Genomic DNA, 4,703 nt, shown 5'->3' on the forward strand with positions numbered 1-4,703 from the left:
GGGGCAAAAGCGTTTTGCTTACTTTTGCGCTTCTCAAAAGTGAGCCGCCGTAAGGGCGGAACCCTAAGTAGCCGTTACCGCAGCAATGGATATGTACTCGTGAACAAGGCCAGCTGTAAGGCCGCTATCGCGAGCAAGCTCGCGATAGCGGTGCTCCGGCCCAGCCTCACTTGGAATCAACACGCCTGACACGCTTCATCACCACCACGAAAAACACCGGCACGAACACCACCGCCAGCGTGGCGGTGATCATCCCGCCGATCACCCCTGTGCCGATGGCCTGCTGGCTCGCCGAGCTGGCACCGCTGGCAATCGCCAACGGCACTACCCCAAGGATGAAGGCCAGCGAGGTCATGATGATCGGCCGCAGGCGCAGGCGTGCGGCCTCAAGCGTGGCGTCGATCAGGTCGTGGCCGTCGTCGTACAGGCTCTTGGCGAACTCGATGATGAGGATCGCGTTCTTTGCCGAGAGACCGATGATGGTGATCAGCCCGATCTTGAAGAACACATCGTTGGGCATGCCGCGCAACGACACGGCCAGTACCGCACCGAGCACACCCAGCGGCACCACCAGCAGCACCGAGGTCGGGATCGACCAGCTCTCGTACAGCGCCGCCAGGCACAGGAACACCACCAGCAGCGACAGGCCCAACAGGATCGGCGCCTGGCTGCCGGACAAACGTTCCTGCAAGGACAGCCCGGTCCATTCCTGGCCCAGGCCTGTCGGCCCCTGGGCCACCAGCCGTTCGATTTCGGCCATGGCTTGCCCGGTGCTGTAGCCCGGTGCCGGTTCGCCGGAAATGCTCACCGCTGGATAACCGTTATAGCGGGTCAGTTGTGCCGGTCCCTGGGTCCAGCGAGCCTGGACGAATGCCGATAACGGGACCATCTTCCCGCTGTTGTTGCGCACGTGGATCTTCAGCAAATCCTCGACCTGGCTGCGCTGATCACCCTCGGCCTGGACCACCACCCGTTGCATGCGGCCCTGGTTGGGGAAGTCGTTGATGTAGGCCGATCCCACCGCCGTGGACAACACGCTGCCGACATCGGCAAAGGAAATGCCCAGGGCATTGGCTTGCTTGCGGTCGACCTCCAATTGCACTTGCGGCGCTTCGGCCAGGGCGCTTTCGCGCACATTCATCAGCATCGGGCTTTTCTCGGCGGCGGCGAGCAATTCGCTGCGGGCCTGCATCAAGGTGGCATGGCCGAGGCCACCCCGGTCCTGCAAACGGAACTCGAAACCGCTGGAAGTGCCCAGGCCATCCACGGGCGGTGGCAGCACCGAGAAGGCCATGGCGTCCTTGATTTGACCCAGCGCCAGGTTGGCACGGTCGGCAATCGACGCTGCCGAATCCTCGGCACCGCGTTGCGACCAGTCCTTGAGGGTGGTGAAGGCCAGCGCCGCGTTCTGGCCACTGCCGGAGAAGCTGAAACCGAGGATGATCGTGCTGTCGCCGACCCCCGGCTCGCCGGCGTTATGGGCTTCGATCTGCTCCACCACCTGCACCGTACGGTGTTTGCTGGCACCCGGCGGCAGCTGGATGTCGGTGATGGTGTAGCCCTGGTCTTCCACCGGCAGGAACGAGGAGGGCAGGCGACTGAACAGCAGGCCCATGCCCACCAGCAGCACGCCGTAGATCAGCAGATAACGGCCGATGCGTTTCAGCGCATAGGCCACCCAGCCTTGATAGCGGTCGCCGAATCGATCGAAGCCACGGTTGAACCAGCCGAAGAAACCGCTTTTGGCGTGGTGATCACCTTTGGCGACTGGTTTGAGCAAGGTCGCGCAAAGCGCCGGGGTCAAGGTCAGGGCGAGAAAGGCCGAGAACAGGATCGACGTCGCCATCGACAGCGAGAACTGCTGGTAAATCACCCCCACCGAGCCCTGCATGAACGCCATCGGAATGAACACCGCCACCAGCACCAGGGTAATGCCGATGATGGCGCCGGTGATCTGCCCCATGGCCTTGCGCGTGGCCTCCTTGGGCGACAAGCCTTCCTGGGCCATGATCCGCTCGACGTTTTCCACCACTACGATGGCGTCGTCCACCAGGATGCCGATGGCCAGCACCATGCCGAACATGGTCAGCACGTTGATCGAGAACCCCAGCGCGAGCATCGTCGCGAAGGTGCCCATCAACGCCACCGGCACCACCAGGGTCGGGATCAGGGTGTAGCGGATGTTCTGCAGGAACAGGAACATCACCGCGAACACCAGCAGCATCGCCTCGCCGAGGGTGTAGATCACCTTGGTGATCGAGACTTTGACGAACGGCGAGGTGTCGTAGGGAATCTTGTATTCCACCCCGGCCGGGAAGTAGCGCGACAGCTCGTCCATCTTGTTGCGCACCAGGGTCGCGGTGTTCAAGGCATTGGCCCCCGGCGACAGTTGTACGGCCACGGCGGTGGACGGCTTGCCGTTCAGGCGCGTGGAGAACTGGTATTCCTGGCTGCCGATTTCCACCCGGGCCACATCGGCGATGCGCACCGTCGAGCCATCGGGGTTGGCCTTGAGCACAATGTCGGCAAACTCCTGGGGCGTGTTGAGCTGGCCTTTGACGACGATAGTCGCGGTGATTTCCTGAGTGCTGCGGCTCGGTAATTCTCCCAGGCTGCCCGCCGACACCTGGGCGTTCTGCGCCACGATGGCGGCATTGACGTCGGCCGGGGTCAGGTTGAAGCCGACGAGTTTCTGCGGATCGATCCAGATCCGCATGGCTCGCTCGGCCCCGTACAGCTGGGCCTTGCCGACACCGTCCAGGCGCTTGATCTCGTTCATCACGTTACGCGCCAGGTAATCGCTGAGCGCCACGTCGTCGAGCTTGCCGTCGCTGGAGGTGAGGGTGATCAGCAGCAGGAAGCCAGCGGAGACTTTGTCCACTTGCAAGCCCTGCTGCGTGACCGCTTGCGGCAGGCGCGATTCCACTGCCTTGAGGCGGTTCTGCACGTCGACCTGGGCCAGTTCCGGGTTGGTACCGGGTTGGAAGGTTGCCGTGATAGTGGCGCTGCCCAGGCTGCTTTGGGATTCGAAATACAGCAGGTTGTCGGCGCCGTTGAGTTCCTCCTCGATCAGGCTGACCACGCTTTCGTCCACGGTTTGCGCCGAAGCGCCCGGGTAGACGGTGTAGATCTCGATTTGTGGCGGGGCCACGACCGGGTACTGCGCCACCGGCAACTGTGGAATGGCCAGGACACCGGACAACAGGATGAACAAGGCGACGACCCAGGCGAACACCGGACGGTCGATGAAGAATTGCGGCATGGCTTAGTGTCCTGCCTGTGGCCCGGGAACCTGGGCGAGGGGGAGTGGGGAATCGTCGATCCGGACGTGCTCGCCGGGGTGGGCGTGTTGCAGACCTTCAATGACGATGCGGTCGCCGGATTTCAAACCCTGCGTGACGACCCAGCGATCGTTTTGCGCGGCGCCCAGTTGCACCGGTTGCAGGCTGACTTTCTGCTCGGCGTCCAGCAGCAACACCTGGGCGACTCCGGCGCTGTCGCGCTGAATGGCCCGTTGCGGCACGGTGATGCCTTGGTTGTTGATCGCCTGTTCGAGGCGCACACGGATGAAACTGCCCGGCAGCAGGTCCAGGTCCGGGTTGGGGAACTCGCTGCGCAGGGTGATCTGGCCGGTGCTCGGGTCGACGCTGAGGTCGGTGAACAGCAACTTGCCGGGCAGCGGATAAGGGTTGCCGTCGTCCTGGATCAAGGTGGCCTTGGCCTGGTCCTGGCCGACCGCTTGCAAAAAACCTGCGCGAAAGGCGCGGCGCAGGTCGTTGAGTTCGCGGGTCGATTGCGTGAGGTCGGCGTGGATCGGGTTCAGTTGCTGGATCAACGCCAAAGGCGTGCTTTCGTTTTGCCCGACCAAGGCGCCCTCCGTCACCAGGGCGCGCCCGATGCGCCCGGAAATCGGCGCGGTCACCGTGGCATAGCCCAGGTTCAGTTTCGCCCGTTCCACCGCAGCCTTGCTGGCAGCGACGTCAGCGGCGGTCTGGCGCACGCTGGCCCGGGCGTTGTCGTAGTCCTGGCCACTGATCGCCTTGTCATCGATCAACTGCGCGTAACGCTGGGCTTGCAAGCGGGCCTGGAACGCATTGGCCTCGGCCTTGCGCAACGCCGCCTCGGCACTGTCCAGGTCAGCCTTGAACGGCGCCGGATCGATGCGAAACAGCACATCGCCCTGCTTGACGTCGCGGCCCTCATGAAACACCCGTTGCAAGACCACGCCGGCCACCCGCGCCCGGACTTCGGCAACCCGTGGCGCGACGATCCGGCCGCTCAGCTCGTTACTGATCGACAGGGGCCGGGCCTGGACGGTTTCGACACGCACACTGGGCAGCGGGGCGGCGGCTTGCGGGGTCGAGGCGCTATCACAGCCACTGAGCAGCAGTGCCCCGACCAACAGGCCCAGTGTGACGAAAGGAATCTTGGACATGGTACTTCCCCACTATTGAGCCGCCCATGGTAGGGATCCAGGCTCATGGCAGGGGTGAAGCTTTGTAGGCGCTCTGTGAAATTGTGTAATCACTTAAATACGAAAGTGCCCCACCAACTGCTGTTGATGGTTGGCCATGGCATGCAACGAGTGGCTGGCCTGTGAGGCTTCCTCCATCCGGCTACTCAAGGTCTCGCTGATCCCGCGAATGTCACTGACGCGATGGCTGATGTCTTCCACGACAGTGCTTTGCTCCAGGGCCGCGCTG

The 4,703-nt window shown here is 63.3% G+C and carries 2 protein-coding genes; both read right to left on the bottom strand.

The window, feature by feature from the left end; all coding sequences use genetic code 11:
* Positions 1-166: 166 nt before the first annotated feature.
* On the bottom strand, positions 167-3,262 hold the full coding sequence (locus tag GSM73_RS07805) for an efflux RND transporter permease subunit (protein ID WP_160892056.1): 3,096 nt from the start codon (positions 3,260-3,262) through the stop codon (positions 167-169).
* Between the two features lie 3 nt (positions 3,263-3,265).
* Positions 3,266-4,435 (bottom strand): efflux RND transporter periplasmic adaptor subunit, encoded by a 1,170-nt coding sequence (locus GSM73_RS07810; protein WP_160892058.1) that lies wholly within the window; start codon positions 4,433-4,435, stop codon positions 3,266-3,268.
* Positions 4,436-4,703 lie beyond the last annotated feature (268 nt).

Origin of the sequence: Pseudomonas sp. PICF6 (assembly GCF_009831705.1) — a bacterium.
Lineage (GTDB): Bacteria > Pseudomonadota > Gammaproteobacteria > Pseudomonadales > Pseudomonadaceae > Aquipseudomonas > Aquipseudomonas rhizophila.

Coding starts and splice junctions, on each gene's coding strand:
- GSM73_RS07805 (WP_160892056.1), bottom strand. CDS start 3,262: ATGCCGCAATTCTTCATCGACCGTCCGGTGTTCGCCTGGGTCGTCGCC.
- GSM73_RS07810 (WP_160892058.1), bottom strand. CDS start 4,435: ATGTCCAAGATTCCTTTCGTCACACTGGGCCTGTTGGTCGGGGCACTG.